Raw genomic sequence first — 22,979 nt, 5'->3', positions numbered from 1 at the left:
ATGCAAATCAATCTGATTACCGGTATTTCAGGCTCAGGTAAATCGGTTGCACTGAGAGCCTTTGAGGATGCAGGCTATGACTGCGTGGATAACCTCCCAGTAGCCCTGTTAGAAAATCTGATCACTACACTAGAGAGTGAAAAAAGTGAGCGTGTGGCCGTAGCAATTGATGCACGCCGTGGAGAGTCGATTACACAGCTACCGAAAATCTTAGAAAATCTACGTCGAAATCATGAAGTACGTGTTGTTTTCCTCAACGCAGATACCAACACCCTCATACAACGCTTTTCTGAAACCCGCAGGCGTCATCCTCTTTCTGGTAAAACGCAAAATACTCAATCTGCAACTCTCGTCGAGGCAATTGATCAAGAACGTAGCCTCATGGAGCCTTTGCGCTTACAAGCGCATAGTATAGATACGAGCAACCTTCCCGCACATGTATTGCGCTCTTGGATTCATGATCTTCTAAAAGATAAGCCTCAAGGACTCACTGTGATTTTTGAGTCCTTTGGATTCAAAAAAGGTTTGCCAAGTGAAGCAAACCTAGTATTTGATGTACGCTGCCTGCCAAATCCGCACTACGACAAGGTCTTACGCCCTCTTTCTGGCAAAGATCAGCCCGTAAGAGAATTCTTAGAAAAAATTCCTGAAGTAGTCAGCATGGAAAGCGACATCATTCAGTTCGTTGAAAAATGGTTGCCCCACTATATTGCGGATGGTCGAAGTTACCTCACGGTTGCTATCGGCTGTACCGGTGGACAACATCGCTCGGTCTATCTTGTGAGCCGCATCATTGCGCATTTTCTGCCGCAAAAAGATTTGGCCGCACTAAAGATTAATTTTTTAAGTCGTCATCGCGAGCTAGACTCAATCCCTGCAAAAGCAATTTAACCGGCTGCGGTAAGCCGTACTTTCCTAATTGCATTAAAGAGACCCACTTCAGGTCACAGCTTGAAAATTCTATAGCGTTACTGATTGATAAATTCCAAATCTGCATCCACAAGCATCGATGGGTAAAGATATGTTTAATCTCTAAACCCCGCTCTAAGGAATTATAAGATTTCAACGTAGTGGAAACGTTTTCTTCCGGCAAAACCATCCTCAGTAATTCTTTTGCAGTTAAATGGCTTGTATTTTTTTCTCTCGCTCTCCATACAGATTCAGGTAAAGACCAAAGACCGCCCCAAATGGCTTTCTCTGGACGTTTTTGCAGCAACACTAAGTCACCGCACCGAAGCAGCAACATGTCGCAATTAAATTCGGGAGATTTTGCCTTTACAACTTTACGCGGTAACAGCAATACCTGATCACTGAGGTTAGCTTGACACGTTTTTTCGAAAGGGCATTTCTTATTGCCGCTGATACATACTGGCTTGCGAGAAGTACACCAAGTTGCCCCAAAATCCATTAAGGCCTGGGTATACACCGGCATATCTTCAGCATTTTGGGGGAGCAGTTCTTGCGCTAAAAACCACAATTGATCATTAACCACTTTTTCTTGAACAGCGCCAACAATGCCAAACAAGCGCGCCAGAATCCGTTTGACATTGGCATCTAAGATTGGTGCCCGCTCATGAAATGCGAAGGCTGCAATCGCGCCCGCAGTAGATCTGCCAATTCCCTTAAGCTGCTCAAGCAATGCAGGATCACTCGGAAACTTTCCTCCAAACTCTTCCATGACTTGCTTGGCGCAGACATGCAAATTACGGGCACGAGAGTAATAGCCAAGTCCCGCCCATTCTGCCAAGACATCATCTAATGGTGCAGCAGCCAAGTGAGTGACTGTGGGAAAGCGTTTCATAAAACGCGGATAACGTTCTAAGACAGTGGCTACTTGAGTTTGCTGCAACATAATCTCTGAAACCCAAACTGCGTAGGGGTCACGTATGCCTTGCCAAGGCAAACCTTGGCGCCCATCCAAACCATGCCAGGTGATTAGTTTTTTGGCAAAGTTCTTTATTAACGCTTCTGACATTGGGGGCAAAAATAGGTGGAGCGTTGACCTTGTACTATCTGCTTAATTGGCGTTTTGCATACCTTGCAGGGTTGATCTTTACGATCATAGACTTTAGTTTGAACCATGAAGTGGCCAGGATCGCCCTCGCTGTTGACAAAGTCCTTCAATGAGCTACCACCCGCAGCAATGGCTTTCTTTAGAATTAATCTCACAGCGGTGGCCAGTCGAGAACACTGCGGACGCGTTAATTTTCCAGCGGCCTTTGCTGGATGAATGCCAGCTTCAAATAAACTTTCTGAGCAATAAATATTGCCAACACCCACTACAGCCTGTCCTGCCAATAAGAATTGTTTCACTGCAACGCTGCGTTTGCGAGAATGCCGATACAACACTTGCGCACCAAGTTCGCCAGAAAATTCTGGCGAGAAAGGCTCGACTCCGAGTTTTTGTAAAAGCGGATAACCCTCTATCGGTCCCTCAGATTTTGGGTGCCATAAAACAGCGCCAAATTTTCGAGGATCATGTAAACGTAAACTGAGTTTGCCAAATTCAAATGTCACGCGATCATGCAGCTTCAACGGATCGCTACTAGGGAGCACCCGCAGGGTTCCTGTCATACCCAGATGGAGCAATAGATAACCGCTATTGAACTCCATCAATAGATATTTGCCACGTCGCTCTATCCCCAGCACCTTTCGACCAGAAAGTAATACTTTCAGATTACTGGGTACCGGCCAACGCAAACGACCGTCAATAATCTGGACTGTGCTGATCTTTTGCCCTTCTAAATGGGGCTGGATACCCAGGCGGGTAACTTCGACTTCTGGGAGTTCTGGCATCAATGCATTGTAGATTCGCAGATTAGAATGTGCTTATGACCAAATTTTCACTAAAGCCATCTGTATGCGCTCTATTGCTGACAAGTGGACTGGGCATCAGCCTCTGCTCTTCTAGCCATGCCTTTGCCCAAAATAGTCGCTTGGACAGTGGGGAGGCCGTATTTGAGGTCTTAGCTTCAGAGATTGCCCTGCAAAGAGGTCAAGCTGGCCTTGCTTATGGGACCTATTTGGAGCTCTCTCGCCAGCTTGATGACCCCCGCTTAGCACAAAGGGCCATGGAGATTGCGATTGCAGCAGGGGCACCGGATTTAGCGTTACAAGCTGCACAAACCTGGGATGGATTGGCAGGGTCCAAGCAGACGAAACCCAAGGAAGTGCTTGTTACCCTCTTAATTCTGAATCAACGCTGGTCGGATGCTGTCAAGCCAGCCATTGCGCTTTTAAACCAGCAAACTCCGGCACAGCGTGAAAATACTTTATTGCAGATTCAGGCCTTACTCCCCAAGGCCACTAATGAAACAGAAGCTTTAAAAGCGTTCTATGAAATCGTTTCGACATTAAAGCCAGCCCCAACAGATCCTAGCCTGCTTTATACATTCGCAATGTCTGCTGAAAAATCAGGGCATATCGACGTGATGGAAAAAACCTTACGTGAAATCTTGCGTAAAAACCCCAATGACGTGAATAGTCTTAATGCACTAGGCTACTCACTGGCTGATCGCAACCAGAAGTTACCGGAAGCATTTAAGCTCGTCAGCAAAGCACATCAACTCTCACCCAAGGATGGCTTTATTTTGGATAGCCTTGGTTGGGTGAACTTTCGTATGGGTAAAAATGCACTCGCCCTCGAACAACTACAACAGGCTTTCAGTATTAAACCTGAGGCAGATATTGCTGCTCATATTGGTGAAGTCTTATGGGTCATGAATCGCCCAACTGAGGCAGAAGAGATGTGGCGCAAAGGGCAACAGCTCGATGCTAATAATCCCACCCTCAAAGAAACACTCAAACGCTTAAAACCAGATTGGTCATTAGCAGACACTGCCCTGAAAGGCACATGGGATGGTCGTTTTGCAGTGAGGGTGATCGGCTTAACTGAAGGTACAAATCAAGGCGGTTCAGGCGGCTTTACCTTGACACAAGATGCGCAGACGGATGTATTAGAAATACGCAACCCAGTTGGTGGATCTATTGCCAAAATTACGATTAAGCCTGGTGAGGCTATCTTAGAGAGAGATGGTCAGCTCACAACCGCAATCGATGCTGATACTCTGATTCAAAATGCCTTAGGACTGCCATTACCTGCTCGCGGTTTATCCGACTGGTTACGCGGCAAAACTCGTCCTGGTAGCAATGCCAGCGTTGAACGAGATGCAAAAGGGCAAGTGAGTAAAATGACGCAGGATGGTTGGACCTTAAATTACAACTGGAAAAATACTCAGTACTTAGAAAAACTGACCATGACTCGCAGTTCCAACATTGGATCTATTGATATCCGCCTGGTATTCGATACTCCGGAATGAGTAATTCATTAACACTTCGCTGCCCAGCAAAGCTCAATCTCTTTTTACATATTGTTGGACGTCGTGAGGACGGTTACCACCTTCTTCAATCAGTTTTTCAACTGATTGACTGGTGCGATGTCCTCACACTGAAGCGTATTTCAGAAGCGGAGATACGGAGAATCGATCCCATTCCAGGCGTACCTCCAGAACATGATTTAGTAGTCCGCGCTGCCCGACTGTTAAAAGATTTCTGTCAGGTTGATCATGGCGTTGAAATCGGCCTGCAAAAACTAATCCCAATGGGTGCAGGTCTAGGAGGAGGATCCTCTGATGCTGCCTCCACACTTATCGGCTTGAATCAACTTTGGGATCTGCGTCTCGATACGCATACCTTAAGCCAACTGGGTCTCAAACTAGGAGCAGATGTGCCTTTTTTCATCTTTGGCCAAAATGCCTTTGTAGAAGGTGTGGGGGAGAAATTACATGCAATCTCCTTAGGAACTCAAGACTTTGTAGTGATATTCCCAAATCAAGCCGTCGCGACAGCACAGATTTTTCAAGACCCTCAATTGACCCGAGATCACGCTCCGATTACAATAGATGGCTTTCTAGCATCGCCAAAGTCTTTTCAGTCAAATGATTGCCAAGCAGTAGCGGTGCGGAATTGTCCTGAAGTGAAGCAAGCATTAGATTGGATTCGCAAGGCAGTGCCGAACTCGGCGCCATGCATGTCCGGCTCTGGAAGTAGCGTATTTAGCGCCTTAGATCCTGAGGCCGACACTGCAAATCTAGAAAATCTTCTGCAAAATCTTCCAAAAGGATGGATGGGTCGAATTGTTCGGGGCTTAAATAAAAATCCCGCTTACAATTTGGTTTCTTCAGATTAAGCTGTAGGGGAATCGCCAAGCTGGTTAAGGCACTGGATTTTGATTCCAGCATGCGAAGGTTCGAATCCTTCTTCCCCTGCCAACCACTGTAGATAAGATCAAAAGACATCCTTTAGACCCCTACCAAACTCCTAAAATTACCTATGTCCGCCCCAATCAACTCTGATTTACTGACTCTTTTTACAGGCAATGCAAATCCAGTTTTGGCGCATGCAGTAGCCCAAGAGCTCAATCTGCCGATGGGAAAAGCCTTCGTAGGTCGATTTTCTGATGGGGAAATCCAGGTTGAAATTCAAGAAAATGTTCGCGGTAAAAATGTCGTCGTAATTCAGTCTACTTGCGCCCCAACAAACGATAGTTTGATGGAGCTAATGATCATGATTGATGCCCTAAAACGAGCATCGGCAAGCCGTATAACCGCAGTGATCCCTTACTTCGGTTACGCCAGACAAGATCGGCGCCCACGCTCTGCACGGGTTGCCATCTCCGCCAGAATCGTTGCCAATATGCTGCAATCCGTTGCAGGTATTGAGCGGGTTTTAACGATGGATCTTCATGCTGACCAAATTCAGGGCTTCTTTGATATTCCCGTAGATAACATCTACTCATCCCCTGTATTGCTTGCTGATCTCCAAGCGCAGAAGACTCAAAAAGATCTGATCATTGTTTCACCAGATATTGGCGGCGTGGTTCGCGCCCGCGCAATGGCTAAGCAATTAGGTACCGATTTAGCGATTATTGACAAGCGCCGTCCCAAAGCGAATGTCTCAGAAGTAATGCACCTCATCGGCGAAGTAGAGGGCCGTCACTGCGTGATTATGGATGACATCATTGACACTGGCGGAACCCTCTGCAAAGCTGCTGATGCCCTTAAAGAGCGGGGCGCCAAGGCTGTTACTGCTTACTGTACTCATGCCGTTCTTTCTGGTGGCGCTGTAGCCCGAATCGCTGCCTCGCAATTAGATGAATTAGTCGTTACTGACACCATTCCATTGACTGCAGAAGCGCTAAAGGTAGCAAAAATCCGTCAATTAAGCGTCGCCCCGATTCTCGCCGAGACCCTGTCCCGCATTAGCAAGGGTGATTCGGTGATGTCAATGTTTGCCGAATAAGTCAAAAATAGCGTTTCCGCCCCTGTTTTTTATGCTTTTCAAGCATTTCTAGGCAAAAACTGCCTTTCCCACGATATAATCGAAGACTTTTCTGTTTGGTCGCGAACGGAAATTAACCTTAATTTTAGGAATTCGATATGAAAGTAGTAGCCTTTGAAAGAAGCGTACAGGGAACGGGTGCGAGCCGCCGTCTGCGCAACTCCGGTAAAACTCCGGGCATTATTTATGGTGGTAAAGACGCCGCAACCGTCATTGAGTTGGATCACAATGCACTGTTCCATGCTCTCCGCAAAGAAGCATTCCACTCATCCATCCTTGATCTTGAAGTCGGTGGCAAAGCACAAAAAGTGTTGTTGCGCGACTACCAGATGCATCCATTTAAGCCTTTGGTGCTGCACATTGACTTCCAGCGCGTATCCGCAACTGAGAAAGTTCATATGCGCGTTCCATTGCACTTCATTCATGCTGATGTTTCAGCTGCAGTGAAATTGCAAGGCGCCGTCATTAGCCACATCTCGACTGAACTGGAAATTTCTTGCTTACCAGCAGACTTGCCAGAGTTTATTGAAGTGGACTTGAGCAAAATTGAAGTGGGTCACGGTATTCATGCCAAAGACCTCGCATTGCCAAAAGGTGTTTCATTGGTATTGCATATTGAGCAAGAAAACCCAGTATTAGCTAACGCACGTATCCCAGCAGTGAAATCTGCCGATACTGAAGCTGCTCCTGTAGCTGCTGCGGCTCCTGCTGCTGAAGCTCCAAAAGATAAAGCTTAATGATTTAAGCCTGATCTTTGCGACAGAGGAGGCCCGCTACCAAGCGGGTTTTCTTTTTTGCAGAAATACTTTTATCCTAATCACTAATCATGACTAAATTAATTGTTGGCCTTGGCAATCCAGGCGATGAACACAAAGAAGATCGGCATAACGCTGGCTTCTGGTTTGTCGACGCCCTCGCCAAACAATTAAACATCCGCTTTGAAACTGAAAAACGCTTTCAGGGAAAGGTAGCGAAGACGCAGTGGCATGGGCAAGATCTCTTCCTGCTCAAACCAAACACATATATGAACCTGAGTGGCCAGTCAGTCGGCGCGCTGTGTCGTTTTCATAAAATTACACCGCAAGATGTCCTAGTTGTGCAGGACGAACTCGATCTCAAACCTGGTACGGCGCGCATCAAGTTGGGCGGAGGCACTGGCGGCCATAACGGTCTAAAGGACATCCAAGCCCATCTCAGTACCCCTGAATACTGGCGTCTACGTCTAGGTATTGGTCACCCGCGAGACCTCGCTGCTGAAGGTGCTCGTACAATGGACGTCGCTGACTATGTATTAAGAAGGCCACTGCAAGCAGAGCAGAAACAGATTGATGCAAGCATTGAGGATGGCTTGCGCATTTTGCCCCTGTTTCTAAAGGGGGATACTCAAACTGCTATGTTGGAATTACATTCCAAAACAAATTAACAACTGCGAAATTGCTTCACTGTTATTTAGGGAGCGCTTTTTTGGCAGCAGTTAAAGCTTGGTACTTTGCCATGAGCTGTGTTTGATTTTCTGAGAACTCAGGGTTCATCGGAATGCAATCTACCGGGCAGACTTGCTGACACTGAGGAGCATCATAGTGACCTACACATTCAGTACACTTGCTGGGATCAATCTCATAGATCTCTAGCCCCATATAAATAGCATCGTTCGGACATTCAGGCTCACACACATCACAATTAATGCATTCGTCCGTAATCATTAAAGCCATGCTATTTGCCTGTTAGCCTTATTCTTTAATTTGCTTAGAGGCGGCAATTTTTTCTACCAGCCACTTTTCGACTGATGGGAAAACGAACTTACTGACATCGCCACCCATGGAAGCAATTTCACGAACAAAGGTGCCAGAGATAAATTGATATTGGTCTGATGGTGTCAAAAACAAAGTTTCAACATCAGGCAATAAATAGCGGTTCATACCAGCCATCTGAAACTCGTATTCAAAATCGGAAACCGCACGTAAGCCTCGCACAATCACGCGGGCATGATGCTCGCGAGCAAAATCTTTTAAGAGGCCCGTAAAGCCGACAATCTTGACATTGGAGTAGTGGCCGAGTACTTCTTGAGCGATGGCGATACGCTCTTCCAGGCTAAAGAAGGGGCGCTTACTGCGGCTATCGGCTACACCAACAATTAACTCGCCAAAAATACTTGAAGCACGACGCACCAAGTCCTCGTGACCACGAGTAAAGGGATCAAATGTTCCAGGGTAAACAGCAACAGTCATAAGGCTCCTAAGGCTTTATCAGCTAGAGGTGAGATTTTAGTCCCTTCTAGAGCGAAATAGACAAGCTTTTACCTGACCAGCCTCTAAGTACTTTCCACAATGCCAATCCGGCAGCAAGGCTTCAATCTGCTCACGGGAGCGACTTGCTGGAAACTCCACATAAATCCCCCCACCAGGTCTGTCATCACAGATACGAGCCGCCTCTATCAGCGTCTGATTTAGTAAAGTTTCGTCCTGAAAGGGGGGGTCTATAAAAATCACATTGCTTGAATGATCCGCTTGTTGCTTTAAAAATTCCAGGCTGTCTCGATGCAAAATTTGCACTTCACCAGAAGCCGGTGAAGACTGGAGCAAGGCAAAGTTGGCCAAAAGATTAGCGTAGGCTTTTTTATCCCTCTCCAGCAAGACCACTACCTGGGCATGCCGTGAGGCGGCTTCAAAACCTAAGGCACCAGAACCGGCGAATAAATCTAAGCAACGCAAACCCACGAGATCTTGGCCAAGCCAATTAAATAATGTTTCACGAACCCGATCTGTGCTCGGACGCAAACCCGGCAGATCCAACACGTTTAATAAACGACTGCGCCAGACTCCTCCAATAATGCGGATTTTCTTTGGGGGTTCGGAACGCTTTCCTGGCTGGGCTGACTGACCTGACTGAGCGCACTGAACTTGCTTATTTATTTTTAGCCCCCAAAACCATTATCTTCATACGGTCCATCGCTAAGTGTTTTTGGAAAGCAGCCTTGACCTGCTCCAAGCTCACTGCTTCCACTTGCTTAGTCCATACATCCATCGTATCGAGCGGTAAATTGTTCCAGGCAATTGATGAGACGTTATCAAGCAACTTGCGGTTGTTATCAATTCTTAGGGGGTAGCCATTGATCAAATTCGCCTTAGCAGCATCAAGTTCGGATTGTTTGGGGCCATTAGCAATAAATTGAGCAATCGTGGAATTCATCACATCAAGAGCTAAGGCCGCTTGATCATTTTTAGTTTGAAGTCCCGCCTGAAATATTCCCGCATCTTTACCCGGAGAAAGATAACTGTAAACACTGTATGCCAGTCCCCGCTGTTCACGAACCTCTGACATTAAGCGCGAAACAAATCCACCACCACCCAAGATGTAGTTACCAACTAGTAAGGGAAAGTAATCCGAGTTGCTCCGCGTGACTGCCGTCATTCCCATTGCGATATGCGCTTGCTGAGAATCAAACGGAATACTCACTTCACGTTGACTCAAGGGCTCTACTGGCGAGCGCTCAAACTCAGGCAACTTAGCGATAGGAGGTCCAGATTGAGGAACTTTTTGTAATAAGCGCTGAACAATATCCACAGCTTCAGCCTTACTAACATCACCAACAATACTGACAATCATTCTATCGCCACGATAAAACTGCTGATGGAACTGCTTCAAGTCGGTAGTGCTGATATTGGCGATTGTTTGTACTGAAGCTGAATTACCTAGTGGATAGTTGCCATAAATCAATTTTTTGAAGCGACGATCTAGGACTGCCTCCGGCTTAGTCTCAGACTCTAGTAAAGCCGTAGTGATTCTTTGCTTCTCGCGCACCAATATTTTGGCATCGTAAGTAGGCGCACTCAACATTGCTGAGGCTAATTGAACGGCACGATCACGCAGATCTTTTCTACTCAGAGTCCGAATACGCATGGTTGCACGCTCGCCGCTGACGGAGATTCCCAGATTTGCACCCAAGTCTGCTAACTCGTCTGCAATTTGAGCTTCGCTCAGCAAACCTCCATCAGATTTGGCGCCATAGTTCATCAACTGCCCTGTTACCGTGGCTAAGCCGCTTTTAGCAGTGGGATCATAACGATCGCCTGCGTCGATACTGATCTCAATATCTACCATAGGTAAGGATTTGGTTTGTACTAAAAAGGCTTTTGCACCTTTAACTGAATCTAACTGCTCAATTGGCAGAATGGCATGGGCAGACTGAATTAAACCAAACGCCAGTAGGCATGCAGGAATCAGATATTTGATCGACTTATTTACTGACATCATTTACTCCCTTGCTTGCTATCAACAGACTTGCGCGCCTGAGGATCTAAGACTGCAATAGTTAGCCTTTCATCAACTAAATATTTTTTTGCAACAGCCTGGACTTGGCTAGGAGTAATCGCTTGCATCTTCTCCAACATCAGATCAATTTCTCGCCAAGAAAATCCTGCCATCACCGTGCTGCCAATTTCCATTGCCTGGCCAAAAATAGAGTCGCGTTTATAAATCTGATCGGACAAGATGCGTACCTTGATGCGCTTTAACTCTGAATCGAGGATGCCTTGATCCGCAACCTCTTTTAATGCCTTGCGAATACTGCTCTCAGCCTGCTCGACTGTTTTACCTTTGGCCATGCTGGCACTAATTAAAAACAGTTCTGGTCCCCTGGAGATCATGTCATAGCCAACACCGACATCATCCACCACCCGCTCTTGCTTGATCAGCTGACGATTTAAACGCGCGTTATCGTAGCCATCCAATACCGCAGTCAATAGTTCTAAAGCATATGGCTCAGGATCATCCAATTTTCCAGGCTGTAGTTTCGGTACCTTCCAGGCCATCGCTAGCCGCGCACTATCTGCAGGTGCTTTTACTAGTACCCGCTTAATACCTTTTTGTGGCGGTTCTACTTGGGGCTTGCGTTCTGGCAATTCTTTTACAGAGGCAGCGCCATAATATTTTTCTACCGCCTGTAAAACTAGTTTGGGATCCACATCACCGACAATCACAACAGTAGCATTATTCGGTTTATACCAACTACGATACCAATCACGAGCATCTGCAGCTTTCATATTCTCTAAATCATTCATCCATCCCACTACTGGATGACGATATGGCGAACTCATATAGGCAGTTGCCATCAAGGATTCATTGAGTAAGCTACCGGGGTTATCCTCGGTACGCAGACGACGTTCTTCCATGACCACCTGAATTTCTTTTAAAAATTCGGCATCATCAAAATTGAGATTACTCATTCGATCGGCCTCCAGCTTAATGACTTCATTTAGCTTAGACTTTTCAACCTGCTGAAAATAGGCTGTGTAATCACGGGATGTAAAAGCGTTCTCTCGCCCACCTACTGCAGCAACGAGCCGAGAAAATTCGCCTGACTTTACTTTGTCGGTACCCTTAAACATCATATGCTCTAGCACGTGCGCAACCCCAGTCCGACCATTGACTTCATCCATGGAGCCGGCGCGGTACCAAACCATGTGTGCCACTGTAGGTGCTCGATGATCCTCACGCACGATGAGCTTCAGTCCATTGGAGAGTTGAAACTCATGGGTATCTAAGGTACCAGCATCTAGGGCTGCCCAAGCGCATGAGCAGAAGAGCATTAAACAGATAGAGAAACGCAGTAAAGTAGAACGCATCTGTAAGATCACCTATACCAAAAATTAAATTGTATCGATTATGTTCAGCCTACGTAAAACCCTCGGATCCCTCTTTAAATCCAATCAGACTGATGAAGCTTGGTTTGATGCTCTAGAAGAATCCCTCATCCTCAGTGATGTGGGCCTGCCTACGACTGAGCAACTGATGGGCAAACTTCGCAAGGCTGCTAAAGCTGAAAAAGCCAATAGCCCAGAAGATCTCCAAAAACTCATGATTCAAGAGGTTACCGCTCTATTGCTGCCTTTAGAGCCGATTCCTAACCCTTTATATGTGCACGAACAAAAAACGATGCCTGAGATTTGGCTGGTGATTGGCGTCAATGGGGCTGGCAAGACCACCACCATCGGCAAGCTTTGCCGCCTCTTTCAGTCTCAAGGTAAATCTGTTCTTCTAGCGGCAGGAGATACGTTTAGGGCGGCAGCCCGTAATCAGCTGCTTGAGTGGGGTGGGCGTAACCAGGTAGACGTCATCATGCAAGAGAGTGGCGATGCTGCAGCAGTAGCGCACGATGCCATTCATGCAGCGATTTCTCGGAAGAGTGACATTCTGATTATTGATACCGCCGGACGATTGGCCACCCAAGACCATTTGATGGAAGAACTCAAAAAGGTTAAAAGAGTCATTGGCAAGGCTCTTCCTGGAGCGCCTCACCAGACTTTATTGGTGCTTGATGGCAATACTGGTCAAAACGGCTTAAGCCAAGTGAAGGCCTTTCATACTGCTTTAGGGCTAACTGCATTGATCATTACAAAACTGGATGGCACCGCCAAGGGGGGAGTGATTTGCGCTCTTGCCCACACCTTAAATAATGGCCCAAAACCAGCGGTTTTAGCCCTGGGTAAAGGAGAGGGAATTGACGATTTAGCGCCCTTTACTGCAGCCCAATATTCCTCAGAATTATTCAATTAAATCAGATAGTTATAGAGTTAAAAAACTGTTGGCACTCTCTTGACAAGAGTGCTAAAATAGAACTCTATAAACACCTAAAATTAAATAAAAAAATGGTTCAAAAGAAAGCATACAAACCGCAATTGCAAGCAAGGCAAACATTGCCGGCAGCGCAGACTGCCGCGGCTTCGCTTGCCTTTCCGATGCTGCCTTCCCTTGGGGTTGGCACGCTCGACTCTTATATCTCGTACGTCAATCGCGTACCTATGCTGAGCGCTGCAGAAGAACTGCATCTCGCGCAGGAATTTCGTCGCACTGAAAATGTCGACGCTGCTAAAACGTTAGTTCTCTCGCATCTACGTTTAGTGGTGTCAGTTGCACGCCAATATCTTGGCTATGGCATTCCCCATGCGGATTTAATTCAAGAAGGCAATATTGGCCTCATGAAGGCGGTTAAACGCTATGACCCTAGTCAAGGTGCGCGCTTAGTCTCTTATGCAATCCACTGGATTAAGGCGGACATTCACGAGTACATTCTCAAGAATTGGCGTTTAGTAAAAGTAGCCACCACTAAAGCCCAGCGTAAATTATTCTTTAATTTGCGTAGCAACAAACCTACACTCAGCGCACTGACTCCAAGTGAAGTCGAAGCCTTAGCAAAGGCTCTTGATGTCAAAGGGTCTGATGTGAAGGAAATGGAAATGCGGCTTGCTGGTGGCGATGTTGCCTTAGAGGGCGATGACAATGACAATGAGTCAGCTTATGCACCGATTCAATGGTTGGCTGATAACAGCCAAGAGCCCACTCAGAAAATGGCTGCAGCTGCAACGGATGCATTACATGGTCCTCAGCTTGATCGAGCACTCATGGCTTTGGATGATCGCAGCCGTAACATTGTGCAATCACGCTGGTTGGCGATGGACGCAGAGGGCAACGGTACCAAAACCTTACATGATCTCGCTAGTGAGTATGGTATTTCAGCAGAACGTGTTCGCCAAATTGAGACTGCTGCTCTCAAAAAAATGCGCGGACTTCTTCAAGCTCAAGGCGCCTAACTTTATTTCAGCAATGCTTTGAGATCGTGCGCCAAGGCCTCTGGGCCTTGCGCATGCTTGATGTACAAGCGTAGATTTCCCTCTGGATCAAAGACATAACTTCCTGCTGTGTGATCCATGGTATATGAACCAGAGCTGATACCAGGCACTTTCTTGTAATAGATCTTGAAGTCCTTAGCCACTTTCTCTAGAGCCGCTTCATCCGCTGGACGCAAACCCAAAAAACGGGCATCAAATGCGGGAACATACTGTTTGAGTATTGCTGCAGTATCACGATTAGGATCCACCGTCACAAATAAAACCTGCACCTGATTGGCCTGTGGACCCAATAAAGTCATGACCTGCTGCATTTCTGTGAGCGTCGTAGGGCAAATATCTGGGCACTGGGTATAACCGAAGAACATGATGACTGCTTTACCTTTAAAGTCAGCTAAGGTTCTCACCTTGCCATCGGGATCAAGCAAACTGAAGTCGGTACCAAATGCCTTGCCACCCGTGATATCCACATTATTAAAACTGGGCTTTGGGCTGCAAGCCAAAACAGTCAAAACCAATAATGACAACATCAAGATGCGGGCAGCACGAATGCTCAAGGTTGATAAATTCATGTTGATCTCAAATGAAGTAATGGTCTATTAACAGCACTACAAACAGTAGCGATAAATAGGTAATAGAAAACTTAAATGTCTTTTTCGCTAGTGCATCACTATAAGAAATAAATAAAGCAATCACATAGGCCAAAAATATCAAGCCCAGAATAATGGCGGAAATTAAATATACCAAGCCACTCATGCCGTATATATAGGGAAGTAATGTCGCAGCAATCAAGATCAAGGTGTACAACAAAATATTGAGCAGCGTAAAACGCTCACCATGCGTCACTGGCAACATCGGCAATCCACTTTGCACATAATCATCACGGCGATATAAAGCTAGCGCCCAAAAGTGTGGAGGAGTCCAAACAAAAATGATGAGCACTAAAAGCCATGCTTCAGGAGAGACGGTATTAGTTACGGCCGCCCAACCCAAAGCAGGGGGCATTGCGCCAGAGAGGCCACCAATCACAATGTTCTGAGGAGTTGCAGGCTTTAGAAGCCAGGTGTAGATCACCGCATAACCAACAAAGGTTGCAACAGTGAGCCACATCGTCAATGGATTACAGAAAACCCACAAAATGACTGCGCCTGCACTACCAATCAACATTGAAAAAATAGTAATGTGCACGGGGGTGACCTCACCAGTAGCAGATGGCCTCCACGAAGTCCGCTTCATCTTGGCATCTACTGCCTGCTCAATCAAGCAGTTCATTGCAAAGGCTGCACCCGCTAAAAGCCAAATGCCTACAACACCGCCAATTAGTACAGGATAAGGAACCATTCCTGGCGTTGCCAAGAACATCCCAATGACGGCACAAAAAACAGCGAGCTGAGTGACGCGTGGTTTAGTCAACACCCAATACTGGCGCCAGCGTGGCATAGACCCAGGAACAGAGGATATGGATTTACTCATGATTTAGCCATCTTCATAGGAATGGAGGGGCTCCAAGAGGCCCATTGACTTAGTCTCACTAAGCAAAAAACCAATGCAGCAGAACCTCCAGTATGCATGAGGGCAGCTGCTAGCGGCCATTGAAAAACCACATTGGAGATGCCAGTCAACAGCTGTAGAACTAGAAGCGCTAATAATAATTTTGCAAAACGAGACATCTGTGACAAAGCGGGATTACTCACTTTCAATACACTAATAGCGAAGCTGCCTAGAACGATCAAAACCAGGATTGCAAAGACGCGGTGTGCCCAATGAATAGTTTGCAAGGCTACTGGAGAAATAAATTCACCTTGCGCATTCATGCCTAGTGCTCGCCATAATGAAAAACCTTCTTGCCAGGCCGTCTCTGGCCAGAGAGAACCCATACAAGTCGGAAAATCAGGGCAGGCCAGCACAGCGTAATTTGTGCTGACCCACGCACCTAAAAAGATTTGGGTAGCCAAAACAACAGAAGCCAATAAGAAGAACTTCGCAGACAGTGGTTGCAATTGCAACTGTCGCACTGAAGAAGATGGATCTTGCCAAGTATGCTGCGCATACGCTGTTAAGCAAGCCAATAGAACTAATGCAAGCATTAAGTGGATGGTGACAATAATCGGTTGCAACTTCAGAGTGACTGTCCAGGCACCAAAAGCACCTTGCGCACAAACCAAGATCAACAAACCCAAACTGCCCATCAAAGGTGCTTTACCTAAACGACTCACTTTAGTCCAGGCAAAGCCCACCTGAATCAAAATCAAGGCACCTACCGTCATTGCTAAATAGCGGTGGATCATTTCGATCCAAGCCTTAATGACTGTGACTGGACCAGTAGGCATTGCCGCTTCAGCCAGATTGATCTCTCCCAGTGCATGCCACGGATTTGAGGTGCCATAACAGCCTGGCCAATCAGGACAACCTAGACCGGAGTCGGTTAAGCGAGTAAAAGCACCAAATACAATCAGATCAAAGGTGATGAAGACCAATACCCAATTGAGCTTTTGGAAAAAGTTATAGCCTGGCCTTGTCCATAGGTAGAGCAAAGGAAGGCCAGCAAAAATCAGAGCAATTGCAGCAAGCTCACCGAATAGTAAGAGACTGCTCATTGCAGTTTCTCGCCCCTACGATTCAGGCGTAATAGTTTCTCAAGATCTTTTTTGATGTTGCCAAATTCTTTAGGCGAGCTCGTTACCGGAAAGACCATCATCTTGGCAGGACTTGGATCAATCAACTGAATCTTCTGACCTGCTCCATCCTGATTAAGCCAAGCTAAAAAATCTGCAGTTAATTTTGGATCTGCAGGCAATGGCAATACTTTAAATCCAGCCTTTTGCTCGTCATAAGCAGCCAAGACCTCAGGATCCACCGGCTTACCATCGATATTGACCCAAACAAGTTGTACACGGCCACTTTCTCGACCCACAGCAATACGTAATTGACGCATTAAAAATAATGCTTCTAAACAAGATTCATCTTTAACAGTGCACTCGCCCGCAGGTCTCGCAACTAATAAAGTCCACTTCCCATTAAATGGAATATCAAACCAGGCAGCATTCATCTCTTGGACTGGCTGTACCAATGTTCCAAAGTTTGTCTTAGCACCTTCGGGCTTAAAAACGTAATAAGCTAAATAGGAGGCAATGACAGGCGAGGCGCATGCAAGTAATAAGAACAACATCTGCAGACGACCACGTCGGGTCCGCGCATTAATCGCAGATGCATCTATTTGTGAAGCTGGAATTAACAACTCTTTATCACTCACACTCTATCTCCATTAACAACGCGTTCTCGCCGATATTTCAGAAACCCAGTGATGAGCCAAAATAAGAATCCTGATAAGGCTAATGCAAACCACTGGAAGGCATAAGCATAATGGCGATCGACACCATTTGTTGGTAAGGGCCAATTTCTGACTAAACCATCACTTTTATTAGAGCTAGACTCCCTCACAATAAAGGGGAGTTGATTCCAAGAATGCAATTTGGTTTCTTTACTTAAATCAAAATTTTGCTCGATGCGTGGTTTACTCATTACCTCAGCCTGCTGCCCTAGCTCATAAACCTTCCCAGGATGTGAGAAACCCACTCCATCAATTACTACAGCACTTTCTGGCGTACTAATTGGCGGCAACTCCACCCGATTAAGGTTATTACGTGGAGCCCAACCCCGATTAATCCAAAGCACTTTTTTTTGATCCTCCAGTAGCAGCGGCATCATTAAATAAAAACCAGCCTGTGCACTATTAGCGATCCCCTCTGGAATCGGCCTTGGTCTGTTCTCAAGCCATACTGCCTCTTCTACTAGGAAGCGTCCACGCACTGTGATGCGGCGCTCTGTAGCCAACTCTAAGGACAAATCTGTAGTATTCGCGTTCAGTATCGGCATCGCCAACTTAATTGCCAGAGATTCACCCAAGCGTATTTTTTGTTCTGCTCGGTTTAATTGCCAAATACCCGCACTACAACCGATACCAATCACTACTAAGGCTGATAAAGTAGCGACCATACGACTTGTAATTAAGCTAGAAAAAATATTCAATTAAGGACTTTAAGATGAAATGGATTATTCCAGTTGCACTACTCTTCATTGTAGGGAGTTTGGGCTCTGCGCTGTATTTCATGATGAAAGATAAGGGCGGTAGCTCAAGAATGGTTTATTCATTAATGCTACGAATCGGTCTTTCTGTAATGCTATTTCTTGGGATACTCATTGCATACTATTTTGGCTGGATTGAGGCTACCGGAGTCCGGGTCGGAACAAACTAAGCTATTCGCAGCAAAAGCAGCAATCTAAATTAGATCGGGGCATGAAGCCCCGATTTTTTATTCGTTACATCCAGTAGACGGCAATATAGAGACCAAGCCAGACCACATCCACAAAATGCCAATACCAGGCCGCACCTTCAAAAGCAAAGTGGTTCTCAGCGGTAAAGTCACCGCGAATCATCCGACGCAAGACAATTGCTAGCATCAAGCCACCCAGAAAGACGTGGAAGCCGTGGAAGCCTGTCAACATAAAGAAGGTGGAGCCGTAAATGCCTGAAGTTAACTTTAAATTTAACTCATGATAAGCATGGTAATACTCATATACCTGAAATCCTAAGAAGATCAGACCCAGAGCTACCGTAGCGGCCAAGCCATAAATAGCCTGCTTCATGTGATTTTCACGAATCGCGTGATGAGCATAAGTCACAGTGACGCCTGAGCTTAAGAGTAGCAAGGTGTTAATAGTCGGAATTGGCCATGGGCCCATGGTTGTGAATTTCTCGACCAAGCCTGCAGGGCCATCATTAGGCCATACAGCCGTGAAGTTAGGCCATAGTAATTTGCTCTCCACATCACCCATCCAAGGCATTGCAATATTGCGGGCATAGAACAAGGCTGAGAAGAAGGCAGCAAAGAACATGATCTCGGAGAAGATGAACCAGGCCATCGACCAACGATAGGAGATATCAACGTTAATGCCGTTCTTGCCCGCATTGGATTCAGCGATAGTCTCACCAAACCATTGATACAGAACAAACAAAACCCAAAGAACACCTGCTGCGGTAACAGGACCGCCCCAGGCTGCATGATTTACCCAACCAGACATACCAGCCGTGAAGGCAAGTAAACCTAATGCTGCTGCAGCGGGATGACCAGATAGTCCAGGGACAAAATAGTAGGGGGTTGAATTGGATGACATCTTATTCTCTCTATTCAATCAAAAAATAATCAATGGGAAACAACTGCTTTAACTATCAAAAGGAGTGCGCCCATAAATACTAAGGCACCAAGTACTCCCGCAATAATAATGTGGACAAAACTAAGTGAAGCGACATCTTCTTGCAATCCTGATTTCTTACGCACGCCCAAAAAAGCCCACATGACAGCGATCATGGATTGCATAAAAGTATTTTTCTTACTCATGATGCCGATTTCGACTTAGGCGTTGTTGAGCCTGCTGGTTGCTGACCAACACCCAACTCAAAAAATGTATAGGACAAAGTAATGGTTTTTACATCAGCGGGTAAGCCTGCATCAATCACAAATACCACTGGCATTTTTTTAACTTCATGAGCTGCCAGGGTTTGCTGCTGAAAACAGAAGCACTCTAATTTCGTAAAAAACTCCATGGCACTTTTAGGTGCGTAACTCGGAATAGCTTGGGCTTCTACTGGGCGACTCATATTGTTAGTGACTTCATACACAATTTCCGTCATTTCACCTGGATGCACTTCCAGATAATTCTTTACAGGGCGGAATGTAAATGGGCCGCGGCTATTAGAGTCAAACTCAATTGTCACCACGCGAGAGTAATCCACCTGAGTATTACCCACTTTATTGGGGCTATAAGCTCGGATACCATAATCATTCTTGTTTGTGATTACGTTGATACCCGTCACTTCGCATAAGGCCTTATACATTGGCACTAATGCATAACCGAAACCAAACATCATTACTGAGGCAATCAGTAACTTCAGCAATATTTGGCGGTTGATGGAAGCAATAGCAGACATGAGTATTGATTGAATATTAGTTCAATACGCTCCACTTAAAAACGATACCGATAAAGAAAACCGCAGCAACACTTAAAAGAATCAATCCCAATCTGCGATTACGGGCAGACTGGGTTTTTTGTAGAGCAGTTTTAGACTCCTGCAGCATTTAACTCTTCAGTAGTGGGAGGAGTTTCAAAGGTATGGTGTGGCGCTGGTGATGGCACAGTCCACTCCAAGCCCTTAGCGCCCTCCCATGGCTTCATAGGCGCTTTTTCGCCCTTACCGCTATAAGCTGGCAACACCACGAATACTAAGAAGTAAACCTGAGATAAGCCAAATCCAAGAGCGCCAATAGAAGCCAACATATTGAAATCCGCAAACTGAGTTGGGTAGTCAGCATAACGACGTGGCATACCTGCTAAGCCCAGAAAATGCATTGGGAAGAAGGTGATGTTGAAGAAAATCATGGAAGTCCAGAAGTGGATCTTGCCGCGAGTTTCATTGGCCATGTAGCCAGTCCACTTAGGACACCAGTAATAAAAACCAGCGAACATTGCAAATAGTGAGCCTGCTACTAAGACGTAGTGGAAGTGAGCAACTACGTAATAGGTATCTTGCAAGCCAATATCAATTGGCGCCATCGCCAAGATCAAGCCAGTAAAGCCACCCATCGTAAAGACAAAGATAAAGCCAACTGACCACAACATCGGAGTTTCAAAGGTCATTGAACCTTTCCACATCGTGGCTACCCAGTTGAAAATCTTTACACCAGTAGGAACAGCGATCAACATCGTCGCGTACATGAAGAACAATTGACCTGTCACTGGCATACCGGTTGCAAACATGTGGTGAGCCCATACGATGAATGACAAGATCGCAATGGATGAAGTTGCATACACCATGGAGCTGTAACCAAACAATGTTTTCCTAGAAAAAGCAGGAATAATTTCACTCACAATTCCAAACGCTGGAAGAATCATGATGTAGACCTCTGGGTGACCAAAGAACCAGAAAATATGCTGGAACATGATTGGGTCGCCACCGCCCACTGCGGAGAAGAAAGAGGTACCGAAATGGCGGTCTGTGAGAACCATGGTGATCGCACCAGCCAACACTGGCATCACAGCGATCAATAAATAAGCAGTGATGAGCCAAGTCCAGCAGAACATGGGCATTTTCATCAAGGTCAAGCCAGGAGCACGCATATTCAAGATGGTCACAATGATATTAATCGAGCCCATGATGGAAGAAGCGCCCAATAAGTGAAGCGCAAAAATGGCCATATCTAAACCTGGGCCCATCTGTGAAGTCAATGGTGCGTACAAAGTCCAACCGCCGGCTGGCGCTCCGCCAGGAGCTAAGAAAGAGCCGAACAATAAAGTAGCCGCTACTGGAAGAATCCAGAAGCTAAAGTTATTCATACGGGCAAAGGCCATATCGGATGCGCCGATTTGCAATGGCACCATCCAGTTTGCAAATCCAACGAACGCCGGCATGATTGCGCCAAACACCATTACCAAGCCATGCATGGTGGTGAGCTGGTTGAAAAATTCCGGGCGGAAATATTGCAAGCCTGGCTGGAACAACTCCAAACGAATCCCCATGGCCATTACCCCACCCGCTAGCAAGCTAACGAATGAAAAGATGAGATACATCGTACCGATATCTTTATGGTTGGTTGCAAACAACCAACGACGCCATCCGTGCGGCGTGTGATCATCATGCGCATGATCATGTGCTTGATCGTGGGAAGTGGAAATGGTGCTCATGGATTACTCCGGTTTAGTTTGATCTGTATGAATAAATAAATTACTTGCCTGCGCGAGTAGTAATAATGTCCTGAGTCTGAACAATGTCACCCGTTTTATTGCCCCAGGAATTACGGGTATACGTAATAACTGCAGCGATGTCGCCGTCAGAAAGTACGCCAGCCCATTTCGGCATTGCACCCTTACCGTTAAGCAAAATGTTGTATTGACCTTCTTTAGGTCCATTGACAACCTTGCTGCCATCTAAAGCGGGGAATGTACCGGCACCTTTGCCGTTAGGCTGGTGACATGCTGCACAGTTTGCTGCATACACTTTTGCACCACGCTCTTTTTGCTCTTCTAAGGTGTACACCTTGGATGGATCATCTGCGGTAGAGCTCATTTCTTTTTTCTTCTGCTCTACCCACTTGGTGTAATCCTCTTGAGAAACGACATTCACAACAATCGGCATAAATGCATGCTGTGCGCCACATAATTCCGAACATTGACCACGGTAGACGCCGATCTTGTCAGCACGGAACCAAGCATCACGAACAAAGCCCGGAATCGCATCTTGTTTCACGCCAAATGCGGGAATGGTCCAGGAGTGAATGACATCGTTTGCAGTGGTAATCATGCGAATCTTTTTACCAACTGGCACAACCATTTCGTTATCTACTTCCATCAGATAAGTATTTGATTTAGGTGCTAGATTGTTAATGGCTTCACGCGAAGTAGCGAGTGTGGATAAAAAGCTAATGCCTTCACCTTCACCCTTAATATAGTCATAGCCCCATTTCCATTGATAACCAGTGGTCTTAATGGTGATATCTGAATTAGTAGTATCTTTCATAGCTACTACTGTTTTTGTTGCTGGCAAAGCCATTCCAATCACGATCAGCAATGGAATCACGGTCCAAATAATCTCAACTGTTGTGCTCTCATGGAATGAAGCGGACTTTGCTCCCAATGACTTGCGATGCCTGAGGATGGAATAAAACATCACTCCAAAAACACCAAAAAAGATCACCGCACAAATTACCAACATCATCCAATGTAGCCAATGGATCTCTTGCATAATTTTTGTTGCGGGTGCAGCAAAATTGAGCTGATTTACGGCTGGACCTCCAGGCATGTTCTCTGCAGCATGAGCAAACGCTGTGCCAAACGCAGCGACTAAAAAGAGCGATGCCCTAGTGACTTTTCCAAATAAATTCATCTTATTCTCTGTTTATCTTTTCTGAAATTCCGAAGCAATACAGCCTCAGAGAGTCAAAAAATGCGGTATCAAGCTAT

At 46.0% G+C, this 22,979-nt stretch carries 27 protein-coding genes and 1 tRNA gene; 10 read left to right on the top strand and 18 right to left on the bottom strand.

Annotated features, from left to right (window positions below):
• The gene (gene rapZ, locus ICN15_RS00740; RefSeq protein WP_216200599.1) at nucleotides 1–891 is read left to right on the top strand and encodes an RNase adapter RapZ; all 891 of its coding nucleotides are present in this window, start codon (nucleotides 1–3) and stop codon (nucleotides 889–891) included.
• On the opposite strand, the gene mutY is transcribed toward rapZ, so the two are convergent.
• Nucleotides 836–1,975: an A/G-specific adenine glycosylase gene (gene mutY / locus ICN15_RS00735; protein ID WP_216200598.1), complete on the bottom strand. Its 1,140-nt coding sequence runs from the start codon at nucleotides 1,973–1,975 to the stop codon at nucleotides 836–838. The two genes, rapZ and mutY, sit on opposite strands and share 56 nt — an antisense overlap.
• Nucleotides 1,960–2,796: a bifunctional DNA-formamidopyrimidine glycosylase/DNA-(apurinic or apyrimidinic site) lyase gene (mutM, locus tag ICN15_RS00730; protein ID WP_216200597.1), complete on the bottom strand. Its 837-nt coding sequence runs from the start codon at nucleotides 2,794–2,796 to the stop codon at nucleotides 1,960–1,962. Before mutM ends, mutY begins: the two co-directional genes overlap by 16 nt.
• 35 nt (nucleotides 2,797–2,831) lie before the next feature.
• Here mutM and ICN15_RS00725 point away from each other — a divergent pair, with 35 nt between their 5' ends.
• The 6 genes from ICN15_RS00725 to pth all read left to right on the top strand — a co-directional run bounded on the left by ICN15_RS00725 (nucleotide 2,832) and on the right by pth (nucleotide 7,762).
• Nucleotides 2,832–4,319: a lipoprotein insertase outer membrane protein LolB gene (locus tag ICN15_RS00725; RefSeq protein WP_216200596.1), complete on the top strand. Its 1,488-nt coding sequence runs from the start codon at nucleotides 2,832–2,834 to the stop codon at nucleotides 4,317–4,319.
• Nucleotides 4,316–5,188, top strand: a complete 873-nt coding sequence (ispE, locus tag ICN15_RS00720) for a 4-(cytidine 5'-diphospho)-2-C-methyl-D-erythritol kinase (RefSeq protein ID WP_216200595.1) — start codon at nucleotides 4,316–4,318, stop codon at nucleotides 5,186–5,188. Before ICN15_RS00725 ends, ispE begins: the two co-directional genes overlap by 4 nt.
• Nucleotides 5,189–5,193: 5 nt before the next feature.
• Nucleotides 5,194–5,270 (top strand) — tRNA-Gln (locus ICN15_RS00715).
• A 61-nt stretch (nucleotides 5,271–5,331) separates the two neighbouring features.
• Complete coding sequence (locus tag ICN15_RS00710; protein WP_216862764.1) at nucleotides 5,332–6,300, top strand: ribose-phosphate pyrophosphokinase; 969 nt, start codon at nucleotides 5,332–5,334, stop codon at nucleotides 6,298–6,300.
• A 137-nt stretch (nucleotides 6,301–6,437) separates the two neighbouring features.
• Nucleotides 6,438–7,076 (top strand): 50S ribosomal protein L25/general stress protein Ctc, encoded by a 639-nt coding sequence (locus ICN15_RS00705; protein WP_216200594.1) that lies wholly within the window; start codon nucleotides 6,438–6,440, stop codon nucleotides 7,074–7,076.
• Between the two features lie 89 nt (nucleotides 7,077–7,165).
• Nucleotides 7,166–7,762 carry an aminoacyl-tRNA hydrolase gene (gene pth / locus ICN15_RS00700; RefSeq protein ID WP_216200593.1) on the top strand — a complete coding sequence of 199 codons (597 nt, stop codon included), beginning with the start codon at nucleotides 7,166–7,168 and terminating at the stop codon, nucleotides 7,760–7,762.
• Between the two features lie 22 nt (nucleotides 7,763–7,784).
• Here pth and ICN15_RS00695 read toward each other — a convergent pair whose 3' ends face one another.
• The 5 genes from ICN15_RS00695 to ICN15_RS00675 all read right to left on the bottom strand — a co-directional run bounded on the left by ICN15_RS00695 (nucleotide 7,785) and on the right by ICN15_RS00675 (nucleotide 11,963).
• Nucleotides 7,785–8,051: a YfhL family 4Fe-4S dicluster ferredoxin gene (locus ICN15_RS00695; RefSeq protein WP_216200592.1), complete on the bottom strand. Its 267-nt coding sequence runs from the start codon at nucleotides 8,049–8,051 to the stop codon at nucleotides 7,785–7,787.
• A gap of 18 nt (nucleotides 8,052–8,069) precedes the next feature.
• The gene (gene coaD / locus ICN15_RS00690) at nucleotides 8,070–8,567 is read right to left on the bottom strand and encodes a pantetheine-phosphate adenylyltransferase (protein WP_216200591.1); all 498 of its coding nucleotides are present in this window, start codon (nucleotides 8,565–8,567) and stop codon (nucleotides 8,070–8,072) included.
• A 36-nt stretch (nucleotides 8,568–8,603) separates the two neighbouring features.
• Nucleotides 8,604–9,176, bottom strand: coding sequence for a 16S rRNA (guanine(966)-N(2))-methyltransferase RsmD (gene rsmD, locus ICN15_RS00685; RefSeq protein ID WP_370625407.1), 573 nt, complete (start codon nucleotides 9,174–9,176; stop codon nucleotides 8,604–8,606).
• Between the two features lie 67 nt (nucleotides 9,177–9,243).
• Entirely contained in the window at nucleotides 9,244–10,593 is a 1,350-nt protein-coding gene (locus ICN15_RS00680; RefSeq protein WP_216200590.1) for a pitrilysin family protein, read from the bottom strand.
• Nucleotides 10,590–11,963 carry a pitrilysin family protein gene (locus ICN15_RS00675; RefSeq protein WP_216200589.1) on the bottom strand — a complete coding sequence of 458 codons (1,374 nt, stop codon included), beginning with the start codon at nucleotides 11,961–11,963 and terminating at the stop codon, nucleotides 10,590–10,592. Before ICN15_RS00675 ends, ICN15_RS00680 begins: the two co-directional genes overlap by 4 nt.
• A gap of 40 nt (nucleotides 11,964–12,003) precedes the next feature.
• Here ICN15_RS00675 and ftsY point away from each other — a divergent pair, with 40 nt between their 5' ends.
• Both ftsY and rpoH read left to right on the top strand, forming a co-directional pair.
• Nucleotides 12,004–12,894, top strand: coding sequence for a signal recognition particle-docking protein FtsY (gene ftsY / locus ICN15_RS00670; RefSeq protein WP_216200588.1), 891 nt, complete (start codon nucleotides 12,004–12,006; stop codon nucleotides 12,892–12,894).
• Nucleotides 12,895–12,986: 92 nt separating this feature from the next.
• Nucleotides 12,987–13,928 carry an RNA polymerase sigma factor RpoH gene (rpoH, locus tag ICN15_RS00665; protein ID WP_216200587.1) on the top strand — a complete coding sequence of 314 codons (942 nt, stop codon included), beginning with the start codon at nucleotides 12,987–12,989 and terminating at the stop codon, nucleotides 13,926–13,928.
• Between the two features lie 2 nt (nucleotides 13,929–13,930).
• Here rpoH and ICN15_RS00660 read toward each other — a convergent pair whose 3' ends face one another.
• The 5 genes from ICN15_RS00660 to ICN15_RS00640 are packed head-to-tail and all read right to left on the bottom strand — an operon-like array spanning nucleotide 13,931 to nucleotide 17,993.
• Nucleotides 13,931–14,536, bottom strand: a complete 606-nt coding sequence (locus tag ICN15_RS00660) for an SCO family protein (RefSeq protein WP_216200586.1) — start codon at nucleotides 14,534–14,536, stop codon at nucleotides 13,931–13,933.
• 7 nt (nucleotides 14,537–14,543) lie between these two features.
• Nucleotides 14,544–15,437 carry a heme o synthase gene (cyoE, locus tag ICN15_RS00655; protein WP_216200585.1) on the bottom strand — a complete coding sequence of 298 codons (894 nt, stop codon included), beginning with the start codon at nucleotides 15,435–15,437 and terminating at the stop codon, nucleotides 14,544–14,546.
• The gene (locus ICN15_RS00650; protein WP_216200584.1) at nucleotides 15,434–16,561 is read right to left on the bottom strand and encodes a heme A synthase; all 1,128 of its coding nucleotides are present in this window, start codon (nucleotides 16,559–16,561) and stop codon (nucleotides 15,434–15,436) included. Before ICN15_RS00650 ends, cyoE begins: the two co-directional genes overlap by 4 nt.
• On the bottom strand, nucleotides 16,558–17,217 hold the full coding sequence (locus ICN15_RS00645; protein WP_216200583.1) for a hypothetical protein: 660 nt from the start codon (nucleotides 17,215–17,217) through the stop codon (nucleotides 16,558–16,560). Before ICN15_RS00645 ends, ICN15_RS00650 begins: the two co-directional genes overlap by 4 nt.
• On the bottom strand, nucleotides 17,214–17,993 hold the full coding sequence (locus ICN15_RS00640; protein WP_255532810.1) for an SURF1 family protein: 780 nt from the start codon (nucleotides 17,991–17,993) through the stop codon (nucleotides 17,214–17,216). The genes ICN15_RS00645 and ICN15_RS00640 overlap by 4 nt, the downstream gene beginning before the upstream one ends.
• 14 nt (nucleotides 17,994–18,007) lie before the next feature.
• Between ICN15_RS00640 and ICN15_RS00635 the strand changes: the two genes are divergently transcribed.
• The gene (locus tag ICN15_RS00635; protein WP_216200582.1) at nucleotides 18,008–18,220 is read left to right on the top strand and encodes a twin transmembrane helix small protein; all 213 of its coding nucleotides are present in this window, start codon (nucleotides 18,008–18,010) and stop codon (nucleotides 18,218–18,220) included.
• Between the two features lie 64 nt (nucleotides 18,221–18,284).
• On the opposite strand, the gene ICN15_RS00630 is transcribed toward ICN15_RS00635, so the two are convergent.
• Genes ICN15_RS00630 through coxB form a run of 6 tightly spaced genes read right to left on the bottom strand, consistent with a single transcriptional unit; the run spans nucleotide 18,285 to nucleotide 22,902 of the window.
• The gene (locus tag ICN15_RS00630; protein WP_216200581.1) at nucleotides 18,285–19,139 is read right to left on the bottom strand and encodes a cytochrome c oxidase subunit 3; all 855 of its coding nucleotides are present in this window, start codon (nucleotides 19,137–19,139) and stop codon (nucleotides 18,285–18,287) included.
• Between the two features lie 29 nt (nucleotides 19,140–19,168).
• Complete coding sequence (locus tag ICN15_RS00625) at nucleotides 19,169–19,363, bottom strand: DUF2970 domain-containing protein (RefSeq protein WP_216200580.1); 195 nt, start codon at nucleotides 19,361–19,363, stop codon at nucleotides 19,169–19,171.
• Nucleotides 19,360–19,953: a cytochrome c oxidase assembly protein gene (locus ICN15_RS00620; RefSeq protein WP_216200579.1), complete on the bottom strand. Its 594-nt coding sequence runs from the start codon at nucleotides 19,951–19,953 to the stop codon at nucleotides 19,360–19,362. Before ICN15_RS00620 ends, ICN15_RS00625 begins: the two co-directional genes overlap by 4 nt.
• Before the next feature lie 16 nt (nucleotides 19,954–19,969).
• Nucleotides 19,970–20,101: a cytochrome oxidase small assembly protein gene (locus ICN15_RS00615; RefSeq protein WP_216200578.1), complete on the bottom strand. Its 132-nt coding sequence runs from the start codon at nucleotides 20,099–20,101 to the stop codon at nucleotides 19,970–19,972.
• Nucleotides 20,085–21,704 carry a cytochrome c oxidase subunit I gene (ctaD, locus tag ICN15_RS00610; protein ID WP_216200577.1) on the bottom strand — a complete coding sequence of 540 codons (1,620 nt, stop codon included), beginning with the start codon at nucleotides 21,702–21,704 and terminating at the stop codon, nucleotides 20,085–20,087. Before ctaD ends, ICN15_RS00615 begins: the two co-directional genes overlap by 17 nt.
• Nucleotides 21,705–21,744: 40 nt before the next feature.
• On the bottom strand, nucleotides 21,745–22,902 hold the full coding sequence (gene coxB / locus ICN15_RS00605; protein WP_216200576.1) for a cytochrome c oxidase subunit II: 1,158 nt from the start codon (nucleotides 22,900–22,902) through the stop codon (nucleotides 21,745–21,747).
• Nucleotides 22,903–22,979 lie beyond the last annotated feature (77 nt).

Source organism: Polynucleobacter sp. CS-Odin-A6 (genome assembly GCF_018882095.1).
Taxonomy (GTDB): domain Bacteria; phylum Pseudomonadota; class Gammaproteobacteria; order Burkholderiales; family Burkholderiaceae; genus Polynucleobacter.
The sequence above is the reverse complement of the archived record's forward strand: the minus strand, read 5'-3'. Positions and strand labels throughout refer to the sequence as shown.